The organism is Pseudarthrobacter sp. L1SW (assembly GCF_020809045.1).
In the GTDB taxonomy this organism is placed as follows: domain Bacteria; phylum Actinomycetota; class Actinomycetes; order Actinomycetales; family Micrococcaceae; genus Arthrobacter.
Window position 1 is genome coordinate 505,959 of the sequence record NZ_CP078079.1, and the last position, 26,181, is coordinate 532,139.

General features: G+C 67.1%; 25 protein-coding genes and 3 tRNA genes. 20 read left to right on the top strand and 8 right to left on the bottom strand.

Features of this window, described 5'->3' with window-relative positions:
- Positions 1-134: 134 nt before the first annotated feature.
- Positions 135-1,439: a sodium:proton antiporter gene (locus KTR40_RS02430; protein WP_228405178.1), complete on the top strand. Its 1,305-nt coding sequence runs from the start codon at positions 135-137 to the stop codon at positions 1,437-1,439.
- Positions 1,440-1,453: 14 nt separating this feature from the next.
- Here the strand turns inward: KTR40_RS02430 and KTR40_RS02435 are convergent, their stop codons facing one another.
- Positions 1,454-2,896, bottom strand: a complete 1,443-nt coding sequence (locus tag KTR40_RS02435) for an NCS2 family permease (protein WP_139027694.1) — start codon at positions 2,894-2,896, stop codon at positions 1,454-1,456.
- Between the two features lie 111 nt (positions 2,897-3,007).
- Here KTR40_RS02435 and KTR40_RS02440 point away from each other — a divergent pair, with 111 nt between their 5' ends.
- A complete protein-coding gene (locus KTR40_RS02440) occupies positions 3,008-3,628 on the top strand; it encodes a copper resistance CopC family protein (RefSeq protein ID WP_139027695.1) in 621 nt (206 codons plus the stop codon).
- 28 nt (positions 3,629-3,656) lie between these two features.
- On the opposite strand, the gene KTR40_RS02445 is transcribed toward KTR40_RS02440, so the two are convergent.
- Positions 3,657-4,277, bottom strand: a complete 621-nt coding sequence (locus KTR40_RS02445; RefSeq protein WP_139027750.1) for an FAD-dependent monooxygenase — start codon at positions 4,275-4,277, stop codon at positions 3,657-3,659.
- Positions 4,278-4,701: 424 nt separating this feature from the next.
- Here KTR40_RS02445 and KTR40_RS02450 point away from each other — a divergent pair, with 424 nt between their 5' ends.
- From KTR40_RS02450 to KTR40_RS02470, 5 genes are read left to right on the top strand one after another with little or no spacing between them, the layout of a single operon-like run.
- On the top strand, positions 4,702-5,730 hold the full coding sequence (locus tag KTR40_RS02450) for a universal stress protein (protein ID WP_139027696.1): 1,029 nt from the start codon (positions 4,702-4,704) through the stop codon (positions 5,728-5,730).
- 27 nt (positions 5,731-5,757) lie between these two features.
- Positions 5,758-8,544, top strand: coding sequence for a PEP/pyruvate-binding domain-containing protein (locus KTR40_RS02455; RefSeq protein WP_228405179.1), 2,787 nt, complete (start codon positions 5,758-5,760; stop codon positions 8,542-8,544).
- 57 nt (positions 8,545-8,601) lie between these two features.
- The gene (locus KTR40_RS02460) at positions 8,602-9,876 is read left to right on the top strand and encodes a hypothetical protein (protein WP_306669398.1); all 1,275 of its coding nucleotides are present in this window, start codon (positions 8,602-8,604) and stop codon (positions 9,874-9,876) included.
- Complete coding sequence (locus KTR40_RS02465; protein WP_228405180.1) at positions 9,873-10,871, top strand: ABC transporter ATP-binding protein; 999 nt, start codon at positions 9,873-9,875, stop codon at positions 10,869-10,871. Before KTR40_RS02460 ends, KTR40_RS02465 begins: the two co-directional genes overlap by 4 nt.
- The gene (locus KTR40_RS02470; RefSeq protein ID WP_370633204.1) at positions 10,861-11,766 is read left to right on the top strand and encodes an ABC transporter permease; all 906 of its coding nucleotides are present in this window, start codon (positions 10,861-10,863) and stop codon (positions 11,764-11,766) included. Before KTR40_RS02465 ends, KTR40_RS02470 begins: the two co-directional genes overlap by 11 nt.
- A gap of 6 nt (positions 11,767-11,772) precedes the next feature.
- Here the strand turns inward: KTR40_RS02470 and KTR40_RS02475 are convergent, their stop codons facing one another.
- The 4 genes from KTR40_RS02475 to KTR40_RS02490 form a co-directional block, all read right to left on the bottom strand.
- Positions 11,773-13,167 carry a C40 family peptidase gene (locus KTR40_RS02475; RefSeq protein WP_228406236.1) on the bottom strand — a complete coding sequence of 465 codons (1,395 nt, stop codon included), beginning with the start codon at positions 13,165-13,167 and terminating at the stop codon, positions 11,773-11,775.
- A 331-nt stretch (positions 13,168-13,498) separates the two neighbouring features.
- Positions 13,499-14,419 carry a cation diffusion facilitator family transporter gene (locus tag KTR40_RS02480; RefSeq protein ID WP_139027699.1) on the bottom strand — a complete coding sequence of 307 codons (921 nt, stop codon included), beginning with the start codon at positions 14,417-14,419 and terminating at the stop codon, positions 13,499-13,501.
- A gap of 10 nt (positions 14,420-14,429) precedes the next feature.
- Positions 14,430-14,858: a metallopeptidase family protein gene (locus KTR40_RS02485; protein ID WP_139027700.1), complete on the bottom strand. Its 429-nt coding sequence runs from the start codon at positions 14,856-14,858 to the stop codon at positions 14,430-14,432.
- Positions 14,859-14,867: 9 nt separating this feature from the next.
- Positions 14,868-15,851, bottom strand: a complete 984-nt coding sequence (locus tag KTR40_RS02490; protein ID WP_228405182.1) for a DMT family transporter — start codon at positions 15,849-15,851, stop codon at positions 14,868-14,870.
- 127 nt (positions 15,852-15,978) lie between these two features.
- Here KTR40_RS02490 and KTR40_RS02495 point away from each other — a divergent pair, with 127 nt between their 5' ends.
- Entirely contained in the window at positions 15,979-16,662 is a 684-nt protein-coding gene (locus KTR40_RS02495; protein WP_228405183.1) for a thioredoxin domain-containing protein, read from the top strand.
- A 17-nt stretch (positions 16,663-16,679) separates the two neighbouring features.
- Here KTR40_RS02495 and KTR40_RS02500 read toward each other — a convergent pair whose 3' ends face one another.
- Positions 16,680-17,735 carry a PHP domain-containing protein gene (locus KTR40_RS02500; protein WP_228405184.1) on the bottom strand — a complete coding sequence of 352 codons (1,056 nt, stop codon included), beginning with the start codon at positions 17,733-17,735 and terminating at the stop codon, positions 16,680-16,682.
- 165 nt (positions 17,736-17,900) lie between these two features.
- On the opposite strand from KTR40_RS02500, the gene KTR40_RS02505 reads away from it, so the two are divergent.
- The 8 genes from KTR40_RS02505 to KTR40_RS02540 all read left to right on the top strand — a co-directional run bounded on the left by KTR40_RS02505 (position 17,901) and on the right by KTR40_RS02540 (position 20,697).
- Positions 17,901-17,973, top strand: a tRNA-Glu gene (locus tag KTR40_RS02505).
- A 91-nt stretch (positions 17,974-18,064) separates the two neighbouring features.
- Positions 18,065-18,138: transfer RNA gene (locus KTR40_RS02510), tRNA-Asp, on the top strand.
- Between the two features lie 48 nt (positions 18,139-18,186).
- A tRNA-Phe gene (locus tag KTR40_RS02515) sits at positions 18,187-18,262 on the top strand.
- 147 nt (positions 18,263-18,409) lie between these two features.
- Positions 18,410-18,871 (top strand): Asp23/Gls24 family envelope stress response protein, encoded by a 462-nt coding sequence (locus tag KTR40_RS02520; protein WP_228405185.1) that lies wholly within the window; start codon positions 18,410-18,412, stop codon positions 18,869-18,871.
- A complete protein-coding gene (locus tag KTR40_RS02525; RefSeq protein WP_104996645.1) occupies positions 18,868-19,059 on the top strand; it encodes a hypothetical protein in 192 nt (63 codons plus the stop codon). The genes KTR40_RS02520 and KTR40_RS02525 overlap by 4 nt, the downstream gene beginning before the upstream one ends.
- Positions 19,056-19,436: a hypothetical protein gene (locus KTR40_RS02530; RefSeq protein ID WP_228405186.1), complete on the top strand. Its 381-nt coding sequence runs from the start codon at positions 19,056-19,058 to the stop codon at positions 19,434-19,436. The genes KTR40_RS02525 and KTR40_RS02530 overlap by 4 nt, the downstream gene beginning before the upstream one ends.
- A 74-nt stretch (positions 19,437-19,510) precedes the next feature.
- Positions 19,511-20,089 (top strand): DUF6286 domain-containing protein, encoded by a 579-nt coding sequence (locus KTR40_RS02535; RefSeq protein WP_228406237.1) that lies wholly within the window; start codon positions 19,511-19,513, stop codon positions 20,087-20,089.
- On the top strand, positions 20,086-20,697 hold the full coding sequence (locus KTR40_RS02540; RefSeq protein WP_228405187.1) for an alkaline shock response membrane anchor protein AmaP: 612 nt from the start codon (positions 20,086-20,088) through the stop codon (positions 20,695-20,697). Before KTR40_RS02535 ends, KTR40_RS02540 begins: the two co-directional genes overlap by 4 nt.
- A gap of 4 nt (positions 20,698-20,701) precedes the next feature.
- On the opposite strand, the gene KTR40_RS02545 is transcribed toward KTR40_RS02540, so the two are convergent.
- Positions 20,702-22,534 carry a glycoside hydrolase family 13 protein gene (locus tag KTR40_RS02545; protein ID WP_139027706.1) on the bottom strand — a complete coding sequence of 611 codons (1,833 nt, stop codon included), beginning with the start codon at positions 22,532-22,534 and terminating at the stop codon, positions 20,702-20,704.
- A gap of 140 nt (positions 22,535-22,674) precedes the next feature.
- Here KTR40_RS02545 and KTR40_RS02550 point away from each other — a divergent pair, with 140 nt between their 5' ends.
- The 4 genes from KTR40_RS02550 to KTR40_RS02565 are packed head-to-tail and all read left to right on the top strand — an operon-like array spanning position 22,675 to position 26,144.
- A complete protein-coding gene (locus KTR40_RS02550; protein WP_139027707.1) occupies positions 22,675-23,964 on the top strand; it encodes an ABC transporter substrate-binding protein in 1,290 nt (429 codons plus the stop codon).
- A gap of 7 nt (positions 23,965-23,971) precedes the next feature.
- The gene (locus KTR40_RS02555; RefSeq protein WP_139027708.1) at positions 23,972-25,006 is read left to right on the top strand and encodes a carbohydrate ABC transporter permease; all 1,035 of its coding nucleotides are present in this window, start codon (positions 23,972-23,974) and stop codon (positions 25,004-25,006) included.
- The gene (locus tag KTR40_RS02560) at positions 25,003-25,899 is read left to right on the top strand and encodes a carbohydrate ABC transporter permease (RefSeq protein WP_139027709.1); all 897 of its coding nucleotides are present in this window, start codon (positions 25,003-25,005) and stop codon (positions 25,897-25,899) included. Before KTR40_RS02555 ends, KTR40_RS02560 begins: the two co-directional genes overlap by 4 nt.
- On the top strand, positions 25,896-26,144 hold the full coding sequence (locus KTR40_RS02565) for a hypothetical protein (RefSeq protein ID WP_139027710.1): 249 nt from the start codon (positions 25,896-25,898) through the stop codon (positions 26,142-26,144). The genes KTR40_RS02560 and KTR40_RS02565 overlap by 4 nt, the downstream gene beginning before the upstream one ends.
- Positions 26,145-26,181: the final 37 nt, after the last annotated feature.

A 26,181-nucleotide genomic window follows, 5' to 3' on the forward strand; every position in this document is an offset into this window, starting at 1 on the left:
CGGAATCCAAGACCACTGGCATTGGCAAGGAGCCCGCCAGGGAGCAGGGGCTATGGTGGAGCAGTCCCTCCCCGGGGACCGCGTTACCTTGCCTGCGCCGTACGGCGCATGAGAACCAGGCCGGAGAGCACAGAATGTTTGAAGCCCCCAGTATCCTGTTTGCGGCCGCGGGCGCGGCTGTTTTCGTGGCCGCCGTCCTCCCCAAACTCCTGCGCGACATGCCTTTTTCCATGCCAATGGTGTTTCTCGGGGCGGGGATGGCCGCGTTCGCGCTGATCCCCACACTTCCCGATCCGGACCCGGTGGCGCACGGCGACTTCGTCCTGCACCTTGCCGAGGTCTGCGTGATCATCTCGCTGATGGGCGCCGGACTGGCGCTGGACCGGCCGGTGGGACGCCAGCGCTGGGCCACTACGTGGCGGCTCCTGGGAATCGCCATGCCGCTGTGCATCATTGCGCTGACCCTGCTGGGCCTGTGGTTCCTGGGCCTGGGCCTGGGAGCTGCCCTGCTGGTGGCCTCCAGCCTCGCGCCCACGGACCCGGTCCTGGCCTCGGAGGTGCAGGTGGGTGAACCGGCGGACCACGACGACGGCACCGACAAGGAGGACGAGGTCCGTTTCGGGCTCACTTCCGAAGCCGGCCTCAATGACGGGCTGGCCTTCCCCTTTGTCTACCTGGCGATAGCCATCAGCATCGTGGGTTCGTCCCCGCTGGAATGGTTCCCGGCATGGTTCGGCGTGGACGTCCTGTGGCGCCTGGCCCTTGGACTGCTGCTTGGCTTCCTGACCGGAAAGGTCCTGGCCCGGCTGTTCTTCTCCGCCCGCGCCGAGAGCCTGCGGCTGTCCAACCATTCGGAGGGCTTCGTGGCGCTCGCTGCCACGTTCCTGGCCTACGGCGTGACCGAGATGATCGAGGGCTACGGATTCATTGCGGTGTTCGTCTGCGCCGTCACCATCCGCGCCGCCGAACGCACCCACGGGTACCACCGCGTGCTGCACTCCTACGTGGAGCAGCTGGAGCGGCTCCTCACGGTGGTGATCCTGGTCCTGCTGGGCGGCGCGATTGCCCGCGGGCTCCTGGAAGGCATCGGCTGGGCCGAGGTGCTGGTGGCCCTGGCATTCCTGCTGCTGGTCCGCCCGCTGGCCGGCTGGGTGGGGCTGCTGGGCGGCAAGACCGGCCCGCGGGAGCGGATTGCCCTGTCCTTCTTCGGGATCCGGGGGATCGGCTCGCTCTACTACCTCGCCTATGCGCTGGGGAAAGGCAAGTTCGCCGACCAGGCGGAGTGGCTCTGGGCGTTCGTGGGGCTGGTGGTGGCGCTGTCCATCGTGATCCACGGCGCCACCACCTCACCCTTGATGAACCGGCTGGACAGGATGCGCGAGAGGAAGGCCCGTGTGGTGTCCGGTGACGAGGGGCTTGCCCCCAACACGCCGGTGTAGGCGGCGGTGCAGGGCTACAGCATGCCCAGGGCGGCCTCGATGGGGCCGACGGCGAAGAACAGCAGGAAGGCAGCCGCCACCGCCCACATCAGCGGGTGGATCTCCTTAATTCGGCCCTGGACAGTGCGGATCAGCACAAAGGCGATGAACCCGGCGCCCAGGCCGTTGGCGATGGAGTAGGTGAACGGCATCAGCGTGAAGGTCAGGAAGGCCGGGATCGCGATGCCCCAGTCCTGCCAGTCGATCTTCCCCACCTGGGACACCATCATGAAGCCCACCACCACCAGTGCCGGGGCAACAGCCTCGAAGGGCACCAGGTTGATCAGCGGGGTGAAGAACATGGCCACCAGGAACAGCAGGCCGGTGACGATCGAGGCAACGCCGGTGCGCGCGCCCTCGCCGATGCCGGCGCCGGCTTCGACGTAGATCTGGTTGGAGGATACGGATGCGCCGCCGCCCACGATCGCGCCCAGCGCGTCCACCTGGAGGACGCGGTCCACGTCGGGGATATTGCCGTGTTCGTCAACGGTTCCGGCCTCGTTGGCCAGGCCCACCATCGTTCCCATGGCGTCGAAGAAGATGCTCAGCAGGATCACGAACGCCAGCAGCGAGGCGGCAACGAAGCCCAGGTGCTCAAAGGCGCCGAACGGGTTTGCCTTGCCGATCAGGGACAGGTCCGGGGCCGCCCATTCGGTGAACGTGGGCGCCACCAGGGACCAGCCCTGCGGGTTGGAGGTTTTGCCGTCGAAGCTCGGTCCGATATGCAGGGTCATCTCCAGGAGCACGGAGATGATGGTGGAGGTGATGATGCCGATCAGGATGGCGCCCTTGACCTTGCGGACCACCAGGGCGATGGTCAGGATCAGGCCGAAAACGAACACGGCGGTGGGCCAGCCCAGGAGCTTCCCGTCGAAGCCCAGTCCCACGGGGACGGTGGTGCCGGCCACGTCGGGGATACGGCGGACGAAGCCGGCATTGACCAGCCCGATCAGGGCGATGAACAGCCCGATGCCCACCACAATGGCCGTCTTCAGCCCGTCCGGAACGGCTTTGAAGACGGCGGTGCGGAACCCGGTGAGCACCAGGATCAGCATGGTGACGCCGGACAGGACCACCAGGCCCATCATGTCCGGCCACGTCAGTTCAGGATTGGTGGCAACAGTGACGGCTACAAAGGCGTTGACGCCCAGGCCCGTGGCGAGCGCGAAGGGGTGCCGCGCCCAGGCGCCCATCAGGATGGTGAGGAGGCCGGCCACGAAGGCCGTTACGGCGGCAACGGCGGTGAACCCCAGCGTGGTGCCGCTGGAGTCCGGTCCGGAGAGGATCAGGGGGTTCAGCACCACGATGTAGCTCATGGCGAAGAACGTGGCGAAGCCGCCGCGGATCTCGCGGGAAAGGTTGGAACCGCGTTCGGTGATCTTGAAATACCGGTCCAGGGCAGAGCCTTGCTTAAGCATTAGTCCTCCGGGGAAGTCTGTGGGGATACCTGAATCCTATGGGGACGGCGGCTGGGCGGCAGGCAATTTCGCCTAGTCTGTAAGGAAGCCAACACAAGGAGCCCCCACAGCATGCGTCCCATCCGCCGCCGGATCCTGGCCCTTGGGCTTGGAATCCTCGTTTTCGCCGCTGCCGTGCTGGGCCTTGCCGGGCCCGCAGCCGCGCATGACGCCGCCGAGTCCACCAGCCCCGCACAGGGCGCCTCGGTTACCGCGCCCCCGGAACAGGTTTCGGTCACGTTCAACAAGAATCCGCTGGGGATTGGTGCCTCCATCTCCGTCAAGGACGCCGCCGGCGCCGAGTGGGCGGACGGTCCCGTGGAGATCGTGGACAACGTGGCGTCACAGAAGGTCAGGGCGGGAGGCCCGGCCGGGCAGTACACCGTCGCCTGGCGCGTGGTCAGTTCGGACTCGCACCCCATCGAGGGGACGTTTGTTTTTACGGCCGCTTCCGCCGCGCCGGGCGCATCACCGGCAGGAAGTCCGACGGCGGCCGGTACGGTTCCTGGCACCGCTCCGGCCATGGGGACGGCGCAGCCCGGAACCACCGCTGAACCCGCGGACCCGGCGGACGCCGGGCAGCCGTTCCAGTGGAGCATCGTCATTTTCGCCGCCGTCGCGGCAGGGCTGCTGGCTACCCTTGCCGTCCTCGCCAGGCGCAGGCTCACGGCCGGCACGGACGAGGAGGGCTGACGGGCACCGGCGGGCGCCTTCGCTGACGCTAGCAGGGCAGGGCCGCGAAGCTTCCGGTGCCCGGGAAGGCGACGCTGTCCGGATGGACTTTTGCGGAAATCGCCTGGCCCACGGTCTTGGCCTGGCGCAGGACCTCTTTGGGTGATGGGGTGATGAGCTCGCCCACGCCCACCAGGTAGATGCCGATTGCCCGCATGGCAGCGGCGAGGTTCCGGCCCACGGCGATCCCGAAGTCGTTGATCATGCGCCGCAACTGGCTGTGGGCGCAGCGGGTCAGGACAATATGGTCGGCCACCAGAATGCCGGTAGGGGTGTGGACTTCCCACTGCGGAGCGGCGGTTCCAGGACCATCCAGCATGGTCAACTGGACAGCGCGGGTGGTGTGCCGCACGTCCACGGCATGGCTGGCGGCGTAATTGCGCAGGTGCCGCAGGATCTCGTTCCGCTCGCGGAGGGTGGCGGAATCCGCCGCGTCGCAGCGTTGCAGTGAAGCGGTGTTGGCCGGCTGTGCGGCGCCAAGGATGTCCAGTCCGTCCACCACAATCGAGTCCACCCCGCGGCGGCACAGCTCAGCGGCCACGGCAAGCCCGGAGAGGCCCGTGCCAATGATCACGGTGGTGGTCTGCTCGGTCCCGGCATTCCCAGGCATGCTTGACACTACAGTTTCCCTCCTTCGAAGTTTCGGCAGGTGCAGGCGTCCTCGCCCGCATGCGTCCCGTTACCCCCAAAGTCCGGCCGCAGTACGTTGGCGGGCAGCCCTGGCGAAAAGAGGCAGTAGGCGTCCCGGACCAACAATGTCCTGAAGACTACAGAACATTTCCGGCGGTGGATAGCCCAAACCGAAAACACCTTCCCACGCCTTGAAGGCGCTTTCCCGGACCGCTGGAGCGCCTGTGGATAACCCGGCGTTTCCCGGTCCGGACAGGCTTGCTATGGCACCGGCGACGGAGAATAGTGGGAAGCGGAAGCAGGCCTTCCTTCCCAGCTCAGGCCGGGGTACGGGTGCACGGGGAAGGGTCCGGTTTCTGGCAGAATAGCCGCAACATCAGGCAGTATCGCGAGGAGGCGGCCCCATGGGCGCACAAGAGTTGCATCCGGACCCGCAGGACGGCGGCAGCACTGCTGCTCCCGAGGGGATCGTTGTTGGCGTGGATGGCTCAGACCACGGCCAGTGCGCGCTTGTGTGGGCAGCGCGCGAGGCCCAGCGCCGGCGCCGTCCGCTGCATATCGTCACCGCCTACTCGGTGCCGATCTTCGCCGCATCGGGCCTCGACGGCGGTTATGCAACCGTGGACGACTCGGTGATCCGTGAGGGCGCCGAGGCGGTGGTCAAGCAGGCCCTGGACAAGATCTCCACCTACGACCTCGATGTCACCGCATCCGTGGAGAACGGCGATGCCTCCGGAGTACTTCTGGAGATGTCCCAGACTGCCGAGCTCCTGGTGTTTGGCACCCGCGGCCGCGGCGGTTTTGTGGGCAGGCTCCTCGGTTCGGTGAGCAGCGCCCTGCCAGCCCACGCCAAATGCCCCACCGTGACCGTGCCGCTGATCTGCGCGGACCGGCTGGGCGAAACCACCGAGGACAGGCGCATCAAGGCAGAGCAGGCCAAAGCCGGGCACCAGCGCGTGGAGAATGTGGTGGTGGTGGGCGTTGACGGCTCGGAGCAGGCGCGGGTGGCCGTCCTGGAGGCGGCAGACCAGGCGGAACGCCTGGGCGCAACCCTGCGCGTGGTCTGTGCAGTGCCGCAGTACAGCGGCTCCCTGGCGTGGGTGCCGGCTCCCATGGACCGCAAAGCCCTTTTCGCCGATATCCAGGTGACCCTGGACGCCGGCATGGCGTGGCTGCGCAGCCACTTCCCCAATCTTCACACCGAATCGGAGCTGAAGGACGGTTCGCCGGTGGACGTCCTCGTCGAGGAAAGCCGGCATGTGGAACTGGTGGTGGTGGGCACCCGCGGCCGGGGTGGCTTCACCGGAATGCTCCTGGGCTCCACGTCCGATGGCATACTCCACCATGCCAAGGGCCCCGTCATGGTGGTTCCGGACCGTGAAGACCCCCGGTTGGCGGACCGCGCCAAGTTCGGCCCCGTTCTCGGCTCCTGACAAGATCCTGCTGCCGGGAGCGCCGCGATGGCCGCCGAACCATCAGGAAAGGCCGGGGAGGTTACCCGCCAACATGCGGGGGACACGGCCCCTGCCTTGATCCTGGGCCTCAACCAGGTTGATGGCAGCATGCTTCCGCTGGTGGGAGGCAAGGCGGCCAACCTCGGCGAGCTGATGGCAGCCGGGCTGCCCGTGCCGGAAGGGTTCTGCCTCACCACGGCGGCTTACAGGGAGGCCACCAGGACCGTCCAGGACGGCGTGCTCGCAGAACTGGGCAGCCGCCAGGCCGCCCTGCGCCCGGGAACCCCCGGCCGGGACGCCGAACTCGCTGTGTTGGCCGGCAGGGCACGGGAGTCCATCCGGGCCATCCCGGTTCCGCCGCGGATCGTGGCCGCCGTGGAGCAGGCATATGCGGCGCTGGGAACAGCGGCTCCGGTGGCGGTACGGTCCTCCGCCACTGCAGAGGACCTTCCGTTCGCGAGCTTCGCCGGCCAGCAGGACACCTACCTGAATGTCATCGGCAGTGATGCCGTCCTTGGGGCCGTGCGGGACTGCTGGGCCTCGCTCTGGACGGACCGGGCGGTGGCCTACCGGGCCGCCCTGGGGATCAAACCGCACGAAGTAGCCCTCGCCGTCGTAGTCCAGCGGATGGTTGACGCCCAGGCGGCCGGGGTGATGTTCACGGCCAATCCACTGACAGGCAGGCGCCGGGAGGCTGTGATCGATGCTGCCCCGGGGCTCGGTGAAGCAGTGGTTTCAGGGGCGGTCAATCCGGACCACTTTGTGGTGGACACCGAAAAATCGAGGGTCCTCGAGCGAAGACTGGGGGATAAACGCGTCATTGCCCGGCCCCTTCCCGGCGGCGGAACCGAGGTGCGGGACATGCCGGGCCAGGCGAATGCGTCCAGCCTTACGGACGGCCAGGCCATTGGGCTTGCAGCGTTGGGAATGCGGGCGGAAAGGCATTTTGGTGCACCGCAGGACACCGAATGGGCCATCGACACCCGTGGCGCACTCTGGTTGACCCAGTCCAGGCCCATCACAACACTGTTCCCGGTGCCGGAACGCCGGTCCGGAGGCGGAGGAACAAGGGTGTACTTGTGCTTCAGCCTGGCCCAGGGCCTCACCCGCCCCCTCACCCCCATGGGCCTGGCGTCGCTGCGGCTCATTGGTTCCTCCGTGGCCAAGGCGGCAGGTTTCGCCGTTCCGGACCCCCGGCTCGGTCCACCCCCGTACGCGGAGGCGGCGCAGCGCCTTTACTTTGACCTCACAACGCCGGTCAGGAGCAGTGTGGGGCGCCGGCTCCTTCCGCGGATCTTCGACGTTATGGAAGCCAGGTCCGCCATGGTGCTGCGCCAGGTTTTTACGGACCCCCGGTTTTCGGTGACCCGCAGGACCCCGTTCGGACTGCTGCGCCATGTCCTGCCCGCCGCCGTACGTGCCCGGGTCCCAGAGTCGGTGCTCCGGGGACTGCTCCGGCCCAAGGCAGCGCTGCGCCGGCTGGACCGCTTCACGCAGCAATTCGCGGACGGCCTCGAGCTGGAGGCGGGGGCGGGACCGGTCCAGCGGCTCGACCATGCAGAGCAGATCCTGGGCAACCGGCTGTTTGCGGTGGTCCCCGCCATCCTGCCCCTGCCCGCACTGGGATTTGCGGCGCTGTGGATGGCCGGAAAGCTTCTCGGGGGCCGGGACCGCTGGAAGGACCTGGAGAAGGTTCTCCGGGGCCTGCCGCAGAACGTCACCACCGAGATGGACCTGGACCTGTGGCGGCTGGCATCCGCTGTCAAGGATGACCGCGAGTCGCGCAGGGCCCTGGAGGAGGGGCAGCCAGCGGACCTGGCGGCGGAGTTCAAGGCCGGCAACCTGCCTCCTGTCCTGCATGCGGGCCTGGTGCGGTTCCTTGACCGCTACGGGCAACGTGCGGTGGCCGAAATCGATGTGGGCCTGCCACGCTGGTCCGATGACCCCACGCACATCCTGGGTGTCTTGGCCAACTACCTGCGCCTCACTGATCCCGCACTGGCGCCGGACGTGCAGTTCAGCAGGGCGAACGCCGAGGCAGAGGGGGAAGTGGAGCGGCTGGTTGCCGAGGCCCGGCGCCGCGGCAGGATGCGTGCGCTGCTGGTTGCCGCTGCACTGCGCCGCACCAGGTTGTTCGCCGGGCTGCGGGAACTGCCCAAGTACCAGCTGGTCCTGGGCCTCGCCGAAGTACGCAAACAGGTGGCCCAGGTGGGAGCCGTGCTGGAGTCCGCCGGTTGGCTGGAGCACGCGGACGACATCTTCTTCCTCGATTTCGGGGAGGCCCGGGAGGCCTTGGTTAGCGGCGCCGCGAATGGAACCAGCCAGCCGCGGAGGCTGCGCGAGCTCGTCCTGGAGCGGCGCGCCGCCTACACCAGCGAACTTGGCCGGCGGCACATCCCCAGGGTCCTGCTGTCGGACGGCACCGAGCCCGAGGTGCTCCACGCTGCGGCTGCGGGAGCGGCCGGCGGCGCTGCGAACGGTGCGCTGTCCGGCAGCCCCGCATCAGCGGGCTCGGCCACGGGTCCCGCCCGGGTAATCCTGGACCCGGTGGGTGCCCACCTTGAACCCGGGGAGATCCTGGTGGCGCCGTCCACCGATCCCGGCTGGACCCCCTTGTTCCTGACGGCCGGCGGCCTGGTGATGGAAATGGGCGGGCCCAATTCGCACGGTGCCGTGGTGGCCCGGGAGTATGGCATTCCCGCCGTCGTGGGGGTTCCGGAGGCCACCTCCCGGCTTGCCACGGGACAAAGAATTACGGTCGACGGCGGGGCAGGAACCATAGTGCCTGCTTAGCCCCCTGCGGGCCGCCGGGCAGGTGAAGCGAGCGGTCCTGAGGCGTACCCTTGGATTATGGGCTCCAATGACGGAGACGGCCGGACAATGGGCGGCCGGTATGCAAGCTACCGGAACATGGCCGCGTCGCGGGACCGCGGCATGAAACGGTCCTATTTGCGATGGATTCCTGCAGTGGCTGTTCCTGCGGTGATAGCGGCTGGCGTCCTGGTTGGATCCCTCCCCGCGCGGGCCGGCGATCCCCTTCCGGAGAAGACCCCGGCGGAAGTGATCGCCCTCTTCGGCTCCCACACCGCGCACACCTTCTCAGGCACCCTGGAACAGTCCTCGGACCTGGGGTTGCCGGAGTTGCCGGCAACCGGTCCTGCGTCCGGTCCGGCGTCGGCCGGCGGGGCAGCGTCCGCGGTTGAGTTCCTCACCGGCCGCCACACTGCACGGATCTTCATGGACGGCAAGGACAAGGCGCGCGTCCAGGTGGTGGACCGGCTCGCGGAACGGGACGTCATCCGGCACGGCAATGACGTCTGGTTCTACTCGTCCAAGGACAACACGGCGGCGCACCTGGCCCTGCCGGCCCACGCCAGCGACCTGCCGCTGATGGACCCTGGCCAGCAGCCTCCCACGACTTCCCCCGCTGATCCCGTCCCGGGTGGAATGCCGGTGCCGCCGACGCCCCAGGAACTGGCTCGGAAGTTCCTCGCCGCGGCGGACAGTTCGACCGCCGTAACGGTGGGCCCCGACCTCCAGGTGGCCGGCCGCCCCGCGTACAACCTCGTCCTTGAGCCCCGCACAGGCGGGACACTTGTTGGCAAAGTGGCCATCGCCGTCGACGGCGGGAACGGCATGCCGCTCTCCGTGCAAGTAACCGCGCGGGGCGCCGCAGAGCCGGCGTTCAGCGCCGGATTCACCAGCCTGTCCCTTGACACCCCGGATGACGCCCTCTTCACCTTCGTCCCGCCGCCGGGCAGCACGGTGAAGGAACTGCAGCTTCCGCCTTCACACGGCCTGCCGCACGGCCCGGGCTACCCCCGGGATCCCGGAATGCACATCACCCCGGACCAGCTTGCCGCCGATGCCCAGGAAAAGGCCCGGCCCTACCTGGCAGGGGCAGGATGGGAAACCATCGCGGAACTTCCGGCAGGAACCGACGCCGCCGCTGCCCTGGGCAAAGCGCTGGCACAGAATCCGGTGCTGGCCCAGGCCGCCGTCGTTGTTCCTGGCGGGCGGCTGCTTTCCACTGCACTCTTCAACGTCCTGCTCACCGACGACGGCCGCATCCTTGCGGGCATGGTCCCGGCGGACGCACTGCAAGCCGCCGCCTCGGCCCCGTGACCGGCGCGGCAGGGCTTCGCGGGCCCTGGGCGTACGGCCTGACGATCGAAACACGCGGGCTGACAAAGCATTTTGGCCGGCAGGTGGCGGTGGACAGCCTGGATCTTGCCGTGCCGCCCGGCGCTGTCTTCGGCTTCCTGGGGCCCAACGGATCCGGAAAGACAACCACCATCCGGATGCTGCTGGGCCTCGCGGCCGCTTCCGCCGGAACGGTCACGCTGTTCGGAAGGGACATGCCGGGCAGCTTCCAGGATGTCCTGCCGCGCGTCGGGGCGCTTGTGGAGGGACCGGCCTTCTACCCGTTCCTGTCGGGAACGGCGAACCTCCACCGGCTGGACGCCGCGGGCCGGCACGCCGATCCCGCAACGCGTAAGGCACGGGTGGAGGCGGCGCTGGAACGCGTGGGGCTCAGCCACGCCGCCGGCAAGCGCGTCCATGCCTATTCGCTGGGCATGAAGCAACGGCTGGGGATCGCCAACGCCCTGCTGTCCCCCCGCGAACTGCTGGTGCTGGATGAGCCCACCAACGGCCTGGACCCGCAAGGGACCCGGGAAGTGCGGAACCTGGTCCGGTCCCTGGCAGCAGACGGGACCACCGTTTTTGTTTCCAGCCACCTGCTGGCTGAAGTGGAACAGATCTGCACCCATGCCGCCGTCATGAGCGCGGGCAAGCTGGTGGCCCAGGGCCCGCTGCCGGACCTGCGCCGGTCCGGGAGTTCGCGCATGCGGCTGGTGACGCCGGACGCTGGCCAGGCATCGGAGGTCCTGGTCCGGCTGGGCCTGGCGCCGGAGGAGGGACCGGCCCAGCCGGACGGGCACGTGGTGACGGCCGCCCTTGCCGTCCCGGGCTCCGGGGCGGGACGGCCTGCCCCGGAGGACCTGGTGGCGGAGCTGGTAAGGGCTGGTGTCCGGGTCCGCGGCTTTGCGGTGGAACGGGAGAGCCTGGAGGACCGGTTTGTCGCCTTGACGGGGGAGGGGTTCGATGTTGCCCAGTAGCGTGCCGGACCAGGAGCAGGACCAGAACCGGGACAAGGGCCGGGAAACATCCGCGGTCAAGGCCGCGGCGCTCCCGCGCGGAGCCGGCTGGTCCCTTCTGGGTTCGGAAATCGCCGTACTGTTCCGGCGCAGGAGAACCTGGGCCCTGCTGCTGGCGCTGGCCGCCATTCCGGTCCTGATTGCGGTGGCCGTCCGGGTCTCCTCGGCCGTTCCTCCCGGGCGTGGTCCGGCCTTCCTGGACCGCATTACGCAGAACGGCCTGTTCGTGGCGTTCACCGCCATGCTGGTGTCCGTCCCGCTGTTCCTGCCGCTCACGGTGGGCGTGGTGGCGGGGGATACCATCGCGGGCGAGGCAAACCTGGGAACACTGAGGTACCTGCTGGTTGCCCCGACGGGCCGTGTCCGCCTGCTCCTGGTGAAGTATGCCGGAGCGCTGGCCTTCTGCCTCGCCGCACCGCTCACGGTGGCCCTTGCCGGGGCCATCATCGGGACGGCGCTTTTCCCCGTGGGACCGGTGACACTGCTGTCAGGGGACGTCATCCAGCCGCCGGAGGCCGCGCTCCGCCTCCTCCTGATCGCCGCGTACCTGGCCGTCTCCCTGGCCGGGCTGTCCGCGATCGGGCTGTTCCTGTCCACCCTCACCGTGGTTCCGGTGGGTGCCATGGCCGCCACGGTGGTGCTCTCCGTGGTGTCCCAGGTCCTCGACCAGTTGCCACAGCTTGAGTGGCTGCACCCATGGCTGTTCAGCCACTACTGGCTGGGCTTCGGGGACCTGCTCCGCCAGCCCGTCCTGTGGGACTCGTTCGCCAGCAACGCCCTGCTGCAGGCGGGATACGTCGCCGTGTTCGGAGCCCTCGCCTACGGCCGGTTTGTCACCAAGGACGTACTGAGCTGAACCGCGCTAGTAGCGTGCGGCGTACGGGTGGAGCTGCATCCCGGCCAGTGCGCTGAGCTGGGTCACCGCTATGCCCTCCTGCGGGTTCAGTGCGTGGACCACCTGCCCGTTCCCCAGGTAGATGGCCACATGGTAGAAGTTCGACGGCGATCCCCACACCAGCAGGTCGCCGCGCCGCGCCTGGGAGATGGGTACGTGGGTGGAGGCGGAGGCGTACTGCTGCGCGGCCGTGCGCGGGAGGTACTTCCCGGCGGCCGCGAACGCCGTCTGCACCAGCCCCGAGCAGTCAAAACCGTAGGGACCGGTACCGCCCCACTGGTAGTAGTAGGGCGCGCCCACCTTGCCCAGGGCCGCCGAGATGGCTGCCTCGTAGGTTCCTCCGCCAAGCGGTGGGGCGGGTGCGGGTGCCGGGGCGGGTGCCGGGGCGGGTGCCGGAGCCGCCGGAGCTGGTGCCGGGGCTGGGGCAGGTGCCGGGGCTGGGGCCTGCGGGGCTGGCGCCGCCGGTGCGGGAGCAGCCGCGGGTGGGGGAGCTGCGGGAGCGGGAACTGCCGGGACCGCCGGGGCCGCCGGTGCCGCAGCGGCGGGCCGGTTGTCCGCCGTGGTGCGCTGCTCCCGGGTTTCCGCCTCCGACGCGGCTTTTTCTGCCGCTGCCGTCAGCGCCGCCAGCCGGGCTTCCTCCCGCTGCCGGTCCAGGGCGTCCACCCGGGCCGACTCAAGCGCCACGGTGGTGTTCCGTAGTTGGGCGAGCTGGTCCACCAGGACAGTGCGCTGTGCCCTGGCGTCCGCCACGGCTTTGGCGGAGGCTGTGTTGGCCGCGTCCGCCTGGGATTTACGGGTTTCGGCTGTCCGCGCGGCCTCGTCGGCGGCCTTCGTGGCTTCCTGCGCTGCCGTGGTCAGGGAGCGTGACGCTTCCGCGGCGGCATCTGCAGCTTCAAAGGCCCGGCTCCGGCTTGCCGCAAGGGCCTGGAGGGTGGCTGCCTGCTCCAGGGTTTCGCCGCCCCCGCTGGCGAATGTGCCCAGCGTGGGGTTCAGCCCGCCGTTGCGGTAGAGGTCGCCGGCCAGCTGCCCCACCTGCCTGCGGGTCTTGTCCTGCTGCTCCTGGGCCGTCGCGGCCCTGGCTGATGCCGCGGCCGCTGCAGAACTGCGCTGCTGCAACTCCACCAGGGCTTCGCTGTAGGCATTGTTGGCCTGCATCGCCACGGCAAAGGCGGCCTGCTGGGATTCTGCCGCGGAGCCAAGGATCCGTTCGATCGCGGCCACCTGGTCCGCCGCGGCGGCCTCGCTGGATTTCGCTGCGGCGATGTCCTCGGCCGAGGGGATCTCGGGTGAGGCCGGGACGGAGATGGAGGGCCGCTGTGGCGCGGGCAGGGCGCCTGCGGGCGCTGCCGCAGTCCCCAGCATGACGACGGCGGCACACACTGCGGCGGACTTGCGCAAGGAAGTGCCTAAGAAGGAAACGCGCAGGGTCGTGCCCAGAAAGGACGTGCGCAGTGACGTGCGCTGGGATTTGTTTGAAACCATCTGCAGGAAACCTCGAAGCGGTAGGGCTGGAGGTCCGGGGGCACACACCTGCCCCCCTGATGCCCGCCAGCAGTCCGAGGCTACGTGACGGATTGCACTTTGGCAACAGGAGTCACATCAATAACATAAAGCACATGAGTGTCATTTGATTGCACCAAAGGGTCGGCGTGTCGTTCCCGTGTTCCGGACAGCGGGGCGCCGAACGCTTTTGCTAGGCGTGCTGGTGGGCCTCGTGTTCGGAATGGCTGGCAGGTTCCAGCTGGAAGGTGCAGTGGTCGGTGTCGAAGTGCGAGCCCAGGCAGGTGATCAGCTTGTCCAGCAGTTGGTCCGCGCCGCGGGCGTTGAGCACCCCGTCCTCCACCACCACGTGCGCGGAGAAGACTGGAACGCCGGAGGTGATGGTCCAGATGTGGATGTCATGCACGTCCGTGACGCCGTCGACGGACAGGATGTGCTCACGGATCATCTGTACTTCTACGCCCTTGGGGCTGGCCTCCAGCAGGACATCCACCACGTCGCGGAGCAGCGACCAGGCCCGGGGCAGGATCAGGAGGGCGATCACCACGGAAGCGATGGTGTCCGCGGCCTGGAAGCCGGTCACCATGATCACAACGGCTGCGGCAATCACGGCAAACGATCCCAGCAGGTCGCCCAGCACCTCCAGGTAGGCGCCCCGCACGTTCAGGCTCTCCTGGTGGGCGCCGTGCAGGATCAGGAGGGACGCCACATTGGCGGCCGCGCCGAGGATGGCGGCGAACAGCATGATGCCGGTCTGCACCTCGGGTGCCGCCCCGATCCGGCGCACCGCTTCGGTGAAGATGACCACGGAGATCACGATCAGGATCAATGCGTTGGCCAGTGCGGCCAGCACCTCGGCGCGCTGGTAGCCATAGGTTCTCTGGTCGCTGGCAGGGCGTCCCGCTATCCACGCGGCCAGCAGGGCGATGGTCACCCCCGCGGCGTCGGAGAGCATGTGGCCGGCATCGGCCAGCAGGGACAATGATCCGGAAAGGACGGCGCCCGCCACCTGGACCAGGACCACCACGAGCGTGATCACCAGGACGGCCACCAGCCGTTTCCGGTGCCGGCCCGTCGCAGTGATTCCGTGGGTGTGGCTGTGGTCGTGTCCCATGCCTACAAGGCTAGCCCCAGCCGAGCTCGTGCAGCCGATGGTCGTCGATCCCGAAGTGGTGCGCGATTTCGTGCACAACCGTCACCGCAACTTCATGGATGACGTCCTCCCGGGAGGAGCAGATCTCCAGGATGGGTTCGCGGTAGATGGTGATCCTGTCCGGCAGCGAGCCGGCGTCCCACCAGGAATCACGTTCGGTCAACGGCACGCCCTCATAGAGCCCCAGCAGGACCGTGTCCGGGTCCTCTCCGGGTTTTGGCACGTAGTCGTCCTCGATGAAGACCGCCACGTTGTCCATGGCGCCCGCCAACTTTTCCGGAATGCTATCCAGGGCGTCCTGGACCGCCGCCTCGAACTCGTCCTCGGGCATGGTGAAGCGAAGGGGCTCGCTGGGGCCCTCAGGAACGATCGGCAGGCCCGGCGGCAGGCTGGCTGGCATACATGGATTTTAGCGGGAAGCGGACGGCCCGGCGCCTCTCGGATTCCGGCTCCTGCGCCGGGTCAGCCCCACGCCCACCAGGCACACCAGCCCGCCAACCAGGCCCAGGACGGCGGGAATTTCACCGAGCAGCAGCCAGGAAATCAGGATGGTGGTGCCGGGTACCAGATAAGTGGTGGCCGCCAGCTTCCCGGCGTCCACCAGCGAGAGCGCGTACGCCCAGGTGGTGAAGGCGATCGCTGTTGGGAAGACGCCCAGGTAGGCGAGCCCCCAGGTTGCCTGCGGCGGGGCCGCCTGCACTTCGCTGATCAGCTGGCCGGCAAAGGGCAGGCAACACAGCGCGCCCACAACGATCCCGAACCACGTGGCCTGTGCGGCGGGAAACTTCCGCAGCACAGGCTTCTGGATGATGACGCTGACTGCGGCGAGCACGGCGGCAAGGAGGCATAGCAGCACGCCTGCGACGTCCGCCGTCGTGCGTCCCCCGGGCATGGACGCCTGGCCGGACCCGAAGGCGATGAGTGCCACCCCGGCGAAGGCAACCAGGCTCCCGATGATCAGCCAGCGCGGGAAGCCTTCCTTGAGGAAAATGCCGGCCATGATGGCCACCAGGATCGGGTTGACATTGATCAGCAGGGCACTGGTTCCGGCGTCAAGCACATGCTCTGCGGCGTTCAGCGCCACGTTGTACCCGCCGAACCACATCACTCCGTAGCCCAGGATGGGCCACCATTCCCGGCCCCGGGGAAGCAGCCGGCTCTTCAGCAGTTGGGGGAGGACCAGCACGGCCAGGACGACGGCGGCAATCGCCAGCCTGCCGAGCGTCAGGGAGCCGGGGGAAAAGTGCGGGCCGATTGCCCGGATACCCACAAAGGCCGATGCCCAGAGGACCACGGTAACCACCATGGAGGCCACCCCGAGCGCCTTCACCCGGGTGGCGGCGGCCTGGGGTGGTGCGGTGGTGGTCCGGCTGGCGGGGCTGGTTGAAGGCATGAGGCAAATCTAGCGGCGTGCCGGTGTTGCTGGCTGGCGGAAATCAGCCATGTCTGGGCAAGTTCCTGCCAAAAGGCGGGCCGCCCCCGCAGCCCCGGGTACCGGCTCCTCGGCTAGGATGCGGTTTATGGTCTCAAACCCGGCTCCACCCCGCGATTCTGCACGCCTTGCCAGGAAGGTCATCTGGATCATCCTTGCGCTGATTGTGGCCGGTTGTGTTGCCTGGTACTCGGTGCTGACGCTGGGGAAGCCACCGGAATCGGCGCCCCAGCCGGGAGGTGCCGAGCAGCTCGTGCGGACGGACAGCCACCGGCTGACCAGCCCGGCCGTGGAGAAGGCACAGTTGGTGGAGTTCCTCGATTTCGAATGCCCGTCCTGCGGTTCCATCCACCCGGTGGTGGAGGAATTCAAGGCGGAGTTCGGAGACAGGATCACGTTCGTCCACCGGCACTTCCCCTTGTCCGCCCACCCGAATTCGGGGCAGGCGGCCCTGGCAGCCGAGGCCGCCGGCCAGCAGGGGCAGTACCAGCAGATGGCGAACCGGCTGTTTGAAACCCAGGTGCAATGGGCCGGGAGCCAGCAGTCCCAGGCTCCCCTCTTCCGCACCTACGCCGAGCAGTTGGGACTGGACCTTTCCCGGTTCGATGCCGCAGTGGCCGACCCCAAGACGGAGGAGCGCATCCTGGCCGACATTGCGGACGGCGAGGCGCTGGGCGTGACCGGAACCCCCACCTTTTTCCTCAACGGCGAAAAGCTCACGCTGACCACCAAGGCGGATTTCCGGCAGAAGCTCGCGGACGCCGCCAAGTAGGCCCGTTCCGCCGGTGACTACCGGGCGCCCGCCCATTCCAGGAGGCGTTCCACCGGCCAGGTGGTGATGATGCGGTCAGCGGGGACCCCGTTCCGCTCGGCACGCTCGGCTCCGTACTGCAGGAAGTCCAGTTGGCCCGGCGCGTGGGCATCGCTGTCGATGGAGAACAGGCAGCCGGCATCGAGCGCCAGCTGGATCAGGGCGTCCGGCGGGTCCTGCCGCTCCGGCCGCGAGTTGATCTCCACCGCAACGTTGTGTTCGGCGCAGGCGGCGAACACCTCCTTGGCGTCGAATTCCGACGGCGGGCGCGTGCCCCGCGATCCCTCCACCAGGCGCCCGGTGCAGTGGCCCAGGACGTTGGTGTGCGGGTCCTGGATTCCGCCGAGCATCCGCCGGGTCATGGTCCTGCCGTCCGCGCGGAGCTTTGAATGAACGCTGGCCACCACGATGTCCAGGCGGTCCAGCAGCTCAGGTTCCTGGTCCAGGTCCCCGGATTCCAGGATGTCCACCTCGATGCCGGCCAGCAGCCGCACCGGGTCGGCAGCCTGCGCGTCGTCGAGCCCGGGGTGGGTGCCGGGATTGCCGCTGTTGATGGATTCCACCACGTCCAGCTGCTGCAGGAGGCGTTCGGCCGAGAGGCCGTTCGCGATGGTGAGGTTGGGCGAGTGGTCCGTGAGTGCGAGGTAGTCCCTGCCCAGCACCCCGGCGGCCGCCACCATCAGCTCGATGGGGGAGCCGCCGTCGGACCATTCGCTGTGGCTGTGCAGGTCGCCCCGCAGGGCCTCCCGGATGGAAGCTCCGCCGGAAACCAGCGGCTGGGCGCCCTTCTCGCGGAGGTCGGTGAGGTAATCCGGGACCTCGCCCTCCACCGCCTGCCGGATCACCTGGTACGTCCGGTCGCCAATGCCCTTCATTGACTTCAGCCGGCCGTTGCGGGCACGTGCGGCCACTTCCTCCGGCGGCAACGGGCTGATGGCCGCTGCCGCCTTGCGGAACGCCTGGACCTTGAAGGTGGCGGCGCGTCCGCGCTCCAGCCAGAAGGCGATCTCGTTGAGCGCTGCTACGGCATCCATCCGTCCATCTTTACTCGTCCCGTCCGCCCCGTGGCGGTGTTTTTGGCCGATTTTGGATAATTCCTGCCTAGGCCCTATAGTTTTAGAGTCCAGTTCGGAGAAACGCAAAGGACAAAGACGGAAAGCCCCGCTTTACGCCTTTTATTTTGTTCCGAACGGGTTCTGGCCCCCATCGTCTAGCGGCCTAGGACACCGCCCTTTCACGGCGGCGGCACGGGTTCGAATCCCGTTGGGGGTACGCAAGGAACTGGTCAAGCAGGCAGAAAATGTCTGGTAGGCTGGAGGCCTTGAAAAAAGCAGTAGCGATACTGTGGAAGCAAGAAAAGCAAGGCCCTGTAGCGCAGTTGGTTAGCGCGCCGCCCTGTCACGGCGGAGGTCGCGGGTTCAAGTCCCGTCAGGGTCGCTCTGATTGTTGGAAGCAATTCCGGCTCTCATGGTGACTAGTCACCTAGGCTCTGTAGCTCAGTTGGTAGAGCGTTCGACTGAAAATCGAAAGGTCACCGGATCGACGCCGGTCGGAGCCACCACTGGGAAGCATCAGTTCTTCGGAACTGGTGCTTTTCTGCTTAACGCCCGTCCCCGGTGTTCCGGACCTCCCCTGCGCGGGCGCCTGCTTCTGCCGTTAAGCCTCAGCCAAGGGATAGGGTTGGGAGCAACAGAAGGGGGAGTGCCTGATGGAATACCAGAACCCACAACCCGAGGCGGCCATCCAGGGCCGCGCCGTGCCGGTCCCAGCGCCGGTTTCCGCCCTGGGCCGCACCGTAATCTCCGAAACAGCCGTTGCCAAGGTGGCAGGAATCGCCGCCCGCGCCGTCCCCGGGGTCTATTCACTGGGGTCAGGACCGTCACGCGCCCTGGGCGCCATCCGGGACGCCGTCGGCAGTTCGGACCATGCTGCCGGGGTGCATGCTGAAGTCGGCGAAACCCAGGTTGCCGTGGACATCAGCCTGGTGGCCAGCTACGGAACTCCACTCCACTCCCTCGCCGACCAGGTCCGGGCGGCCGTCTACCGTGCGGTCGAGGAGCTCGTGGGACTCCAGGTCATCGAGGTCAACGTGGAGGTCACGGACGTCTACGTGCCGCCTCCCGTCAAGCCAACCACCCCAGGAACTGCAGAAAGGGAGGCGCTGCTGTGAACCTCACCGTAGCCGGTATGGCGATGGGCGCGTTCGTCGCCTTCATGTCCCTGCAGTTCGGCCTGTGGGGCTTCCTTATCTCCCTGCTCTTCATGGCGGTCGGAGCGCTGCTGGGCCGCGCCGCGGAGGGCAAACTGGACCTGCGCGGCGTGCTGGATGCCATCATCGGCCGGCGCTCATCCTCATGAGTTCGTCCGCGCCGGCCGTGCGGGCGCAGGTGCTCAACGGCCACAACCGCATCAGCACCCAGGCGCTGACCAGCCTCGCAAAGGCGGCGGCAGCCCAGGCACTGGGCGTCGATGCACAGGACGTCAGGGCTGATTGGACCGACGACGACGGCCTGCTGGCGCTGTCCCTCGTCGCGCCGATCAGCGCACCGCCGCTGCAGGCGGCAGCCCGCGACCCCCACCGGGTGGAGGCTTTCGGCGGCTCCATCTGGGACCGCGCCGTCCGCGCCAAAGCCCACATCCTTCGTACCGTGGCAGAGCTCAGCGGCGCACAGCTGAGCCGGGTGGATATCAGGATCAGCGGCGTCAGGACCAGCCAAGGAGGGCGGGTGCAGTGAACAGGACCCGGCAGGGCAGCAGCGCGGAAGTTTCCATTCCCCGGACGCGGGTCCGCAACGCCAATGGGCCCGACATGGAGCGGATCCTGCGGCGGGAAACGCATTCAACCCGTGCGGTGGTGGCAACCGTTGCCGCAGTCGTCGTCATGGTGCTGGCCGCGTACGGCCTCCTGGAAGCTGCTGTGCATGCCATCGGCGAACCACCATGGCTCATCGATCCCCAAGTGGCGGCGCAGCGCATCGTGGCGTTGCCTGAAGGTATCCCGCCGCTGCTGCTGGGCGCCATCGGTGCCGTGCTGGCGATGGTTGGCCTGATCTTCTTCCTCAACGGGGTACTGCCCGGACGGCGTGCCAGGCACCTTCTGGCACCAAGCGGACGCGGAGGCGACGGACCCGCCGTGGTGGTGGATGACGAGGTCATCGCGTCCTCGCTGGCCCGGCGGGCCCGGCTCGCCGCCAACGTCACACCCGAACAGGTGATGGTGGTGGTCTCCCAGCGGCAGGTGGTGGTGAATGTCCGGCCAACGTCCGGCGTGCCTGTCCAGGGCGAAAGCGTGCTCGCCGCCGTCCAGGACGAGCTCGACGAGATGGGACTCGACCCCTCACCCGAGGTCCGCATCAACGTGGCGCCGTCCGGGGTGATCGGGGCATGAACAGCACCCCAAGCCTTCTCAACCGGATCCTGGTCGCCGTCCTGGGCATCAAGCTCCTGGCCATAGGCGTGCTGTTGATGTTGCTGGCAGCCGTGCCGGCGGTCAGGCCGTGGTGGCACGCCTGGTCCGCGGGACTTTGGGATACGGCCAACAGCGCCTTCAACGCCACCCGGTTCCCTGGCCGCACGGAGAGCTGGCTGTGGATTGTGGTGGCCTTCGCCCTGCTGGTGCTGATCGGCCTCATGGTGGCCTGGATCGCGCAGCAGGGCAAGGGCCGCTTCAACCTGCTGGCCGCCGAGTACGATCCCGGCGACGTTCCCGGGGATGTCCGGATCAGCGGGGGAGTGGCGGAGCAAGCCCTCAGGCAGGCCCTCGCCGGCCGGCCGGACCTTGCCGGTGCCACGGTGGTTACCTATGACGTTAAAGGGTCCCCGGCCCTGAAGGTGCGGCTCCTGCCCCGGCAGGGCGTCGCACCGCACCTGCTCGCCGCGGAAGTCGCCGGGCTGCTGGATTCCCTGGAGGACGTGGTGGGCAGGAAGATTCCCGTGCTCATCCACATCGGCGCCGGGGCGCGGACGCGCTTCGGCAGGGCCGAGCGCGTCCGCTGAACTCCTAGCTCCTGGTGAGGTAGACGGCGCAGTCCACCGGCACCTCACTCATCTGTTCCCATTCCGAGGCAGGCTCCGTGCCGCTGGACAGCTCCACGGAATAGCCTTCCGGGATGGGGGCGGAGGCAAAGCCCATGTTGGCCAGGACCAGGACATCTCCATTGTGGAAGCCCAGCAGCCCGCTTTCCGGCGCGTGGACCTCGGCCCATTCAAGGGAACCCTTGCCGAGGTTGCGGGCGGACCGGAAGGCCAGTGCGGCCCGGTAAAGCTGCAGCGTGGAGCCCTCCTCGATTTCCTGTTGGTCGGCTGCCAGCGGGCCGAAGCTCTCGGGCTGCGGAAGCCAGGGCGGGGCCGCTTCGCCCGGGAAGGACCCTGAGAAGCCGTAACCGGGTTGTTCCGCCGCCCACGGCAGCGGGACGCGGCACCCGTCCCGTCCGGTTTCCGCCCCCTGCGTCCGGAAAAAGGTGGGGTCCTGGCGGGCCTCCGCCGGAAGCGTGGTGTGCTCAGGGAGTCCCAGTTCCTCGCCCTGGTACAGGTAGGCGGAACCCGGAAGTGCCAGCTCCACCAAGGTGGCGGCCCGGGCCCGGGCCACTCCCAGGGCGGCATCCGGCTGCTCATCGTCCGCCGCGATGCCCTTGGGAAAGGTGGTGGGATCCTTGAGGCCGAAGCGGGTGGAATGGCGGACGGTGTCATGGTTGCTCAGGACCCAGGTGCAGGGTGCACCCACGGCTGCGGCGGCTTTCAAGGACGCGTCAATTGCCTCGGACATCCGTTCTGCATCCCAGCCTGCCATCAGGAAGTCGAAGTTGAAGGCCTGCTGCATTTCGTCCTGCCGGACATACAGGGCCAGCCGCTCCGCTGGTTCCACCCAGGCCTCGGCCACCATCATCCGGTCGCTGCCGTACTCCGACAGGACGCGGTGCCAGTCGCGGTAAATCTCATGCACGCCGTCCTGGTCGAAAAAGGGCGACGGCGGATACACGGGGGATACGGCGCGGTGGGGCTCCTCAGCATCGGTGTGCGCACCAGGCGCGTCGCCGGGCAGGGAGGGTTCCCTGTGCACCTCCACTTTGCCCTCAGCCGCCTTGCCCTCAGCTGATGTACCTTCAACCATTGCCGCGACCCCATCCCAGTCCGGCAGGCCGGCCTCCTTGACCATCCCGTGGGCAACGTCCACCCGGAAGCCATCCGCTCCACGGTCCAGCCAGAAGCGGAGGACGGAACGCATTTCCTCCCGCACTTCCTGGTTTTCCCAGTTCAGGTCCGGTTGCTTCGTGTCGAACAGGTGGAGGTACCACTCACCGGGGGAGCCGTCCGCCTCGGTGATCCGGGTCCACGCCGGTCCTCCGAAAATCGATTTCCAGTTGTTCGGTGCCCGGTTGCCGTCGCCGGATCCGGGCACCTCGTCTTTTCCGTGGCGGAAGATGTAGCGGTCGCGTTCAGGGGAACCCGGCGGGGCCGCAAGGGCTTCCCGGAACCATTCGTGTTCGTCGGAGGTGTGGTTGGGGACCAGGTCCACGATGACCTTCATGCCTCGCCGGTGACTTTCCTGCAACATCGCATCGAAATCCGCCAGGGACCCGAAGAGGGGGTCGACCTGCCGGTAATCCGCAACGTCGTAGCCGCCGTCGGCCTGGGGAGATTTGTAGAACGGCGACAGCCAAATGGCATCCACTCCCAGCCGTTCCAGGTAGGGCAGGCGGTCCATTACCCCGCGGAGGTCGCCCATGCCATCACCGTTGCCGTCCGCGAAGGACCGGGGGTAGATCTGGTAGACGACGGCATCGGCCCACCATTCCCGGGAAGTGTCGGAGGCAGGAACGGCCGGGTTGGACATTTGGTTCCTCTCAGATAACTTTTTGATGTAAACGCTTGCATAACCACGAGCAACATTACTAGTGTGATGGTCACCACATCAACCTCACCTAGCAAGCGCACTGCCGACTTACTTGTCACTCAGCGAGGAGCTTCAAGCCCATGAAAACCCCTAGATTCCTACTGCCGGCTGCAACTGCCGGTGTCCTGGCCCTGTCCCTGACCGCATGCGGCGGCGGAGGCGGCGGCGGGACCACTGGCGGTGGCGGCGGCGACGCCGAAAAGAACCTGGACAGCCGCGGTCCCATTACGTACGTCCAAGGCAAAGACAACAGCAACGTGGTGCGTCCCCTGATCGAAAAGTGGAATGCTGCCCACCCGGACGAGAAGGTCACGTTCAAGGAGCAGACCGACCAGGCCGACCAGCAGCATGACGACCTGGTGCAGAACTTCCAGGCCAAGAACGCCGATTACGATGTTGCAAGCGTGGACGTTGTGTGGACTGCCGAGTTTGCAGCCAAGGGTTGGCTGCAGCCGCTCAAGGACAAGATGGCAGTGGAAACCAAGGGAATGCTTGAACCTACGGTCGAAGCCGGTTCGTACAAGGGCACTCTTTACGCAGCCCCGGTGTCCTCCGATGGCGGCATTCTGTACTACCGCAAGGACCTGGTGCCGGAAGCACCCAAGACGTGGGACGAGATGATGGGGATGTGCTCCATCGCAAAGCAGAACAACATGGGCTGCTACTCGGGACAGTTCAAGCAGTATGAAGGCCTCACGGTCAATGCTTCCGAGGCCATCAACTCGGCCGGCGGATCGGTCCTTAATGACCAGGGCAAGCCGAACCTGAACACCCCCGAGGCAGAAAAGGGCCTGAACAACCTGGTGGAGGCCTTCAAGAACGGGAACATCCCGGCCGAGGCCATCACCTACCAGGAAGAGGAAAGCCGCCGCGCGTTCCAGGAAGGCAAGCTGCTCTTCCTCCGCAACTGGCCCTACGTCTACAACCTGGCCACCACTGAAGGTTCCTCCAAGGTGAAGGACGTGCTGGGCATGGCTGCCCTGCCGGGCAAGGACGGCCCCGGCGCCTCCTCCCTCGGCGGCCACAGCGCAGCCATCAGCGTCTACTCGGACCACAAGGCAACTTCCCTGGACTTCGTGAAGTTCCTGATCGAGGAAGAACAGCAGAAGTTCTTCGCAACCCAGGGCTCCCTGGCTCCGGTCTTCGGCGCACTGTATGAAGACAAAGAACTGGTTGCCAAGCTTCCGTACCTGCCGGTGCTGAAGACTTCCATCGAGAACGCTGTTCCCCGTCCGGTAACCCCGTTCTACCCGGCTGTCACGCAGGCGATCCAGGAAAATGCCTACGCTGCACTGAAGGGTGAGAAGCCTGCGAAGGACGCGCTGTCCGACATGCAGAAGTCCATCGAGTCCGCTGGCGCAGGATCGTAGCTTAGCCATGGCAACCGAATTGGGCCCGACGCCGGTAAAGCCGGCGTCGGGCGCCCCCGATGTACACCACGGTCCCAAAGGTGTAGGTGAAGACAACGCGATCCTCAGCCAAGGCAAATGGGCCTCCTGGCTGTTGGCTCCCACCATCATTGCCCTGGGCATCGTCATTGTTTACCCCATCATCAGCGCCATTGTGATGTCCTTCCAGAAGGACGCGGGGCTGGACCCGGCCACCGGGCTGTTCACCGCCGGCGGCCCCGCGGGGATCCAAAACTACGTGAACTGGCTGGGGCAGCAGTGCGCCGCCCCGAACGGCGGTACCGTCGCTTGCCCGCCGGGCACCCTGGGCGGCCAGTTCTGGACCGCCACCGGGACCACCTTCCTCTTCACCGTCATCACCGTGGCCTTCGAGACAGTGCTTGGCTTCTGGATGGCCATGATCATGGCGCGGACGTTCAAGGGCCGCGGCCTGGTCCGCGCAGCCGTCCTCGTTCCGTGGGCCATCCCCACCGCTGTCACGGCCCAGCTGTGGCTCTTCATGTTCGACTTCAACGGCATCATCAACAAGCTGTTCAATGCGTCCATCCTGTGGACCGGCAGCGAATGGCCGGCGAAGTGGGCAGTGATAATCGCGGACACCTGGAAAACCACGCCGTTCATGGCGCTGCTGATCCTGGCCGGCCTGCAGATGATTCCGGCTGAGGTCTACGAGGCCGCAAAGGTCGACGGCGCCACTGCCTGGCAGCGCTTCCGCCTCATCACGCTTCCGCTGGTGAAGCCCGCGCTGATGGTGGCCATCCTGTTCCGTACCCTGGACGCCCTGCGCATGTTCGACCTTCCCTACATCCTGACCGGCGGTGCCAACAACACCACCACGCTTTCCATCCTGGTGATCAACCAGATCAGGCAAGGGTTCAACTCGGCAGCTGCCTTGTCCACCATCACGTTCATCATCATTTTCCTGGTCGCATTCATCTTCGTCCGGTTCCTCGGTGCGAACGTCGTGGAACAAAGCGGAGCCACCGGTAAGGGGAAGAAATGACAACCACAACTGCCGCCACGGCATTGCGGGCGCAGCAGGACAAGGGCCGCAAGGCCGCCCAGACCCGGGAAAAGTGGGCCAGCGCCCGCACCTATATCAGCGCCGTCGTGATCCTGATCTGGTGCCTTGCACCGGCTTACTGGATGGTGGTGACGGCGTTCCGCGAGGTGGGCTTCACCTACGACACCACGCCTTGGCCCACGCACGTGACCATGGACAACTTCATCACTGCCTTCGATACGTCGTTCGGCAACAAGTTCGGCCAGGCGCTCATCAACAGCATCATCATCGGCGTGACTGTCACGGTGGTCTCGCTGGTGATCGGCGTCTTCGCCGCCTATGCGTTGGCGCGCCTGAACTTCCGGTTCAAGTACCTTGTGCTGGGGTTCATCCTGGGCGCTTCCATGTTCCCCGGCGTTGCCCTGATCACGCCGCTGTTCCAGCTGTTCACCAACATCGGCTGGATGGGCACCTACCAGGCCCTGATCATCCCGAACATCTCCTTCGTCCTGCCGCTCACCGTCTACACACTGACCTCCTTCTTCCGCGAGATGCCGTGGGAGCTTGAGGAATCAGCCCGTGTTGACGGTTGCACGCAGGGCCAGGCGTTCCGGAAAGTGATCATGCCCCTGGCAGCCCCGGCCATCTTCACCACGGCGATCCTGGCCTTCATCTCCTCCTGGAATGAATTCCTGATCGCCAGCCAGCTGTCCAATGAGGCAACGAAGCCGGTCACGGTCGCCATCGCCAGCTTTGCCGGCGCGCAGCCCAACCAGATTCCGTACACCGCCATCATGGCGGCAGGCACCATCGTCACCATTCCTTTGGTGATCCTGGTGCTGGTCTTCCAGCGCAAGATCGTTGCCGGCCTGACGGCGGGTGCGGTCAAGTGACACGCGACGCTTCCCGTTCCCGCACTCCGGGGGCGGGAGGCAGCCGCCGGCTCCTGAGGTCCGGCGAGGATTTTGACATCATCATCGGGTTCCTCGGCTTCTGGGCCCTGGTCCTGCTGGTGGTCACCGTCTGGATGGAGGTGACTGCGCAGCCCGCCCTCGGCTGGGCCCTGGGCCTGCTGGCAATGCTTTTGGCACTGTACGGAATGGTGCGGCTGCGGCGGCGGCTGCCGGACCGGAAGTAGCACGGCTTACCCGCTGCCGGCGTCCACCCGGCGCGGT

What these genes read in the sequence shown, in the direction of transcription:
- KTR40_RS02430 (WP_228405178.1), top strand. Translation starts at nt 135, where the DNA reads ATGTTTGAAGCCCCCAGTATCCTGTTTGCGGCCGCGGGCGCGGCTGTT.
- KTR40_RS02435 (WP_139027694.1), bottom strand. Translation starts at nt 2,896, where the DNA reads ATGCTTAAGCAAGGCTCTGCCCTGGACCGGTATTTCAAGATCACCGAA.
- KTR40_RS02440 (WP_139027695.1), top strand. Translation starts at nt 3,008, where the DNA reads ATGCGTCCCATCCGCCGCCGGATCCTGGCCCTTGGGCTTGGAATCCTC.
- KTR40_RS02445 (WP_139027750.1), bottom strand. Translation starts at nt 4,277, where the DNA reads ATGCCTGGGAATGCCGGGACCGAGCAGACCACCACCGTGATCATTGGC.
- KTR40_RS02450 (WP_139027696.1), top strand. Translation starts at nt 4,702, where the DNA reads ATGGGCGCACAAGAGTTGCATCCGGACCCGCAGGACGGCGGCAGCACT.
- KTR40_RS02455 (WP_228405179.1), top strand. Translation starts at nt 5,758, where the DNA reads ATGGCCGCCGAACCATCAGGAAAGGCCGGGGAGGTTACCCGCCAACAT.
- KTR40_RS02460 (WP_306669398.1), top strand. Translation starts at nt 8,602, where the DNA reads ATGGGCTCCAATGACGGAGACGGCCGGACAATGGGCGGCCGGTATGCA.
- KTR40_RS02475 (WP_228406236.1), bottom strand. Translation starts at nt 13,167, where the DNA reads ATGCTGGGGACTGCGGCAGCGCCCGCAGGCGCCCTGCCCGCGCCACAG.
- KTR40_RS02480 (WP_139027699.1), bottom strand. Translation starts at nt 14,419, where the DNA reads ATGGGACACGACCACAGCCACACCCACGGAATCACTGCGACGGGCCGG.
- KTR40_RS02485 (WP_139027700.1), bottom strand. Translation starts at nt 14,858, where the DNA reads ATGCCAGCCAGCCTGCCGCCGGGCCTGCCGATCGTTCCTGAGGGCCCC.
- KTR40_RS02490 (WP_228405182.1), bottom strand. Translation starts at nt 15,851, where the DNA reads ATGCCTTCAACCAGCCCCGCCAGCCGGACCACCACCGCACCACCCCAG.
- KTR40_RS02495 (WP_228405183.1), top strand. Translation starts at nt 15,979, where the DNA reads ATGGTCTCAAACCCGGCTCCACCCCGCGATTCTGCACGCCTTGCCAGG.
- KTR40_RS02500 (WP_228405184.1), bottom strand. Translation starts at nt 17,735, where the DNA reads ATGGATGCCGTAGCAGCGCTCAACGAGATCGCCTTCTGGCTGGAGCGC.
- KTR40_RS02520 (WP_228405185.1), top strand. Translation starts at nt 18,410, where the DNA reads ATGGAATACCAGAACCCACAACCCGAGGCGGCCATCCAGGGCCGCGCC.
- KTR40_RS02530 (WP_228405186.1), top strand. Translation starts at nt 19,056, where the DNA reads ATGAGTTCGTCCGCGCCGGCCGTGCGGGCGCAGGTGCTCAACGGCCAC.
- KTR40_RS02535 (WP_228406237.1), top strand. Translation starts at nt 19,511, where the DNA reads ATGGAGCGGATCCTGCGGCGGGAAACGCATTCAACCCGTGCGGTGGTG.
- KTR40_RS02540 (WP_228405187.1), top strand. Translation starts at nt 20,086, where the DNA reads ATGAACAGCACCCCAAGCCTTCTCAACCGGATCCTGGTCGCCGTCCTG.
- KTR40_RS02545 (WP_139027706.1), bottom strand. Translation starts at nt 22,534, where the DNA reads ATGTCCAACCCGGCCGTTCCTGCCTCCGACACTTCCCGGGAATGGTGG.
- KTR40_RS02550 (WP_139027707.1), top strand. Translation starts at nt 22,675, where the DNA reads ATGAAAACCCCTAGATTCCTACTGCCGGCTGCAACTGCCGGTGTCCTG.
- KTR40_RS02555 (WP_139027708.1), top strand. Translation starts at nt 23,972, where the DNA reads ATGGCAACCGAATTGGGCCCGACGCCGGTAAAGCCGGCGTCGGGCGCC.
- KTR40_RS02560 (WP_139027709.1), top strand. Translation starts at nt 25,003, where the DNA reads ATGACAACCACAACTGCCGCCACGGCATTGCGGGCGCAGCAGGACAAG.